Here is a 2,877-nt window from a genome sequence, read left to right as displayed (position 1 = left end):
GTCTGCACCGTTGAGCCAAGTGATGAGCTGGGTCGACACGATGACTGAACTAGACTGAGCCTTACCAGTGCGTTCATGTGACGAGTTCAGCAAGGTGGGAGGTGGTTTCCATGGCAATGCCGGTGCCTCATTCGGCCGAATGGACCGCTGCCGATCTGGATCGACTACCCGATGACGGACTGCGTTACGAGGTATTGAATGGCCAGCTTGTCGTGAACGCCGCACCCAAGCCGAAGCACCAGTGGTTGATCAAACGGCTGACACAGGTCCTTGACGCGTGCGTTCCCGCCGATCACCTCGTCCTGGACGGTGTCGGCGTACTCATCGGGGACGACGAGCCGATCCCCGATCTGATGGTTGTCGCCGGATCGATCGACTGGAACGGGCGCGGGGTTCCGGTGGGACAGGTCGCGCTCGCCGTGGAGGTCGTGTCGAGGTCGACGACATTGCAGGACCGATTGGTGAAGCCGGTTCTGTACGCGCAGGCCGGAATCCCGACGTATTGGCGATTCGAAATCAACGCATTCAAAGGCTGTCTGGCCGGCGAAGAGTTGCCGGTACTGTTCGCCTACGCCCTCGGCACTGATGGTGAGTACGAGCAGACGCACCGTGCGTCCGCGGGTGATCCGGTGACTTTACGTTCGCCGTACGAGGTCACCTTCGACCCTGGCGCGCTGCTCCCTCGCTAGGTCGGCGCCCAGGAAGGCCCGTCCAGCCCGGCAGGACGCGACGCCGATGTCATGGCAGGTGATCGGTGCCGTCGCTCGCGCGGTTGACCAGTCCGGTGCGGTGGGCGATGACGACGAGCTGTGCACGATCGCGAGCTTGCAGCTTGTTCATGGCGCGCTGCACATGGGCGCGGACGGTGAACGGACTCACGAACAGTTGCTCGGCGATCTCGTTGTTGGACAGTCCTGTTGCGACCAGCATGGTCATTTCGCGTTCGCGCGGGGTGAGGGCGTCGAGTAGCTCGGACGTGTGGGCGTCGTGGGTCGGCGTTGCCAGAAAGCGGGCGATCAAGCTGCGCGTTGCCGCAGGGGACAGGAGGGTTTCTCCGTCTGCGATAGTGCGCACGGCGGCGAGTAGCTCCGCTGCGCCGATGCCCTTTCCGATGAAACCGCTCGCGCCCGCGCGCAGCGCCTGCGCGACGTATTCGTCGGTCTCATAGGTGGTGAGGATCAGGACGCGGCTGTCGCGCAGTTGTGGGTCCGCGCAGATCTGTGCGGTGGCGGTGAGGCCGTCGGTGTCCGGCATCCGGATGTCCATGATGACCACATCGGGGCGCAGTTCACGGGTGAGGCTCACCGCTTGCCTGCCATCGGCGGCCTCACCGACCACGCTGATGTCGTCGGCGGTGTCGAGCAGCGTCCGGAACGCTTGGCGTAGCAGGGCCTGGTCGTCGGCGAGTAACACTCGAATCGTCATGGGGGACCACCGTTCTCTGCGTCGCTTACGCGCCCGGCGTCCGAATCTGCAGCCGGTTTGTCGGCCGTCGGCGCGTTCTCGGGCGTGAGCGGCAGGTGGGTGGAGACGATGAAGCCACCTGCCGGGCTGTTGGTGGTGAAGAGCTGGCCCCCGACCGCGGTGGCGCGTTCTCGCATACCGATCAGCCCGTAACCCGATGGCCGGTCCGATCGCGTGAACGCACTCGGCTCGAGCGGTTTCGGTGCGGCCTGCGAGTCCGGTCCGTCGTCGGTGACGGTGATGGCGAGTCGGTTGTGGCTCCAGGACAAGCGGATTCGAGCGCTGCCGGTCCCTGCGTGTTTGCGCACGTTGGTCAGGGCTTCCTGAATGATCCGGTAGGCAGTGAGATCCACGCCGGGAGGTAGTGGTTTTGGCGCGCCTTCGTTGTCCATCGTCACTTGTAGTCCCGCACGGCCGAATGACTCGAGGAGCGGGGGAAGCTGCGACAGCCCGGGCGACGGTTCGGCGGAAGTACCAGCGTCCCCGGCCTGGCGTAGCAGTCCGACCGTGGCCCGCAGGTCATCGAGGGCGTTTTTCGTGGTCTGGATGATGTTCCGCAGGTTCGAGCGAGTCTGTTCCGGGTGCGAGTCGAACACGTGCGCGGCAACCACGGCTTGGGCGTTGGCGAGCGTGATCTGGTGGGCGACGACATCGTGCAGCTCACGCGCGATGCGTACTCGCTCTTCGGCAACACTGCGGCGCGCTTCGCTCTCCCGGCTCTCCTCGGCGCGCAGAGCCCGCTCTTCCATCGCCGCCAGGTAGGCCCGTCGGCTCTGCGTCGCGTTGCCGAGCGCTGCGGCGATCAGCGGGAGCGCCGCCACCGACAGCAGCCTGCTGCCGTCCTGCCAGGAAAGCCCGTCGAGCAGTGGGGTCACCGCGACCAGCAACGCGACGGCAGGGAGCAGGATCGCGATCGTCACTCTGGGTTCGGTATGCACTGCCAGCGCGTAGGCGGCGATCGCGAGGGGCACCACGATCAACGGGGTCAACAGCAGGCCGAACGGCGCGGCCAGCATCCCGCACACGGTGGTCACGGCGACCGCGATCACGGGTGCGCGATGCCGGACGACCAGCGCCGCACACGAGACTCCCGCGACAGCATAGGTGGCGATCGGCGGCCATCCCAGGGTGTTGTCGGGGTGAAAGATCCCGCCGGCCAGGCACAGCAGCAACGCTGTCGCGAGGACGAGCGCCTCGCGCCACCACACGGGTCGTCGTGCCACTGGGTGGGTGGCCGTCACCGGGTCGGGGAACGCTGCTGGGTTGGCAACAACTCGCCCAAGATACGCGCGTCCGAGGCCACGGCGACCGCATGGCGCTCGACTCGGTGCGTACGCACCAGGGTGCGCGGTCGTCTGGTGCGACAGCACTAGCGGCAGTCGGTGACGAGAGACGATGCCCGCAGGAAGCTCC

3 protein-coding genes are annotated in these 2,877 nt (G+C 66.2%); 1 reads left to right on the top strand and 2 read right to left on the bottom strand.

Annotation, left to right across the window (positions count from 1 at the left end; all coding sequences use genetic code 11):
• Positions 1-110 precede the first annotated feature (110 nt).
• A complete protein-coding gene (locus ACQHI0_RS24580; protein WP_427904173.1) occupies positions 111-689 on the top strand; it encodes a Uma2 family endonuclease in 579 nt (192 codons plus the stop codon).
• Positions 690-738: 49 nt separating this feature from the next.
• Here ACQHI0_RS24580 and ACQHI0_RS24575 read toward each other — a convergent pair whose 3' ends face one another.
• Both ACQHI0_RS24575 and ACQHI0_RS24570 read right to left on the bottom strand, forming a co-directional pair.
• Positions 739-1,425 (bottom strand): response regulator, encoded by a 687-nt coding sequence (locus tag ACQHI0_RS24575; protein ID WP_427904172.1) that lies wholly within the window; start codon positions 1,423-1,425, stop codon positions 739-741.
• Positions 1,422-2,687 carry a sensor histidine kinase gene (locus ACQHI0_RS24570; RefSeq protein ID WP_427904171.1) on the bottom strand — a complete coding sequence of 422 codons (1,266 nt, stop codon included), beginning with the start codon at positions 2,685-2,687 and terminating at the stop codon, positions 1,422-1,424. Before ACQHI0_RS24570 ends, ACQHI0_RS24575 begins: the two co-directional genes overlap by 4 nt.
• Between the last annotated feature and the right edge of the window lie 190 nt (positions 2,688-2,877).

The sequence above is a fragment of the Nocardia sp. FBN12 genome (genome assembly GCF_050320175.1).
In the GTDB taxonomy this organism is placed as follows: domain Bacteria; phylum Actinomycetota; class Actinomycetes; order Mycobacteriales; family Mycobacteriaceae; genus Nocardia.
This window is presented reverse-complemented; position numbering and strand designations above follow the sequence as displayed.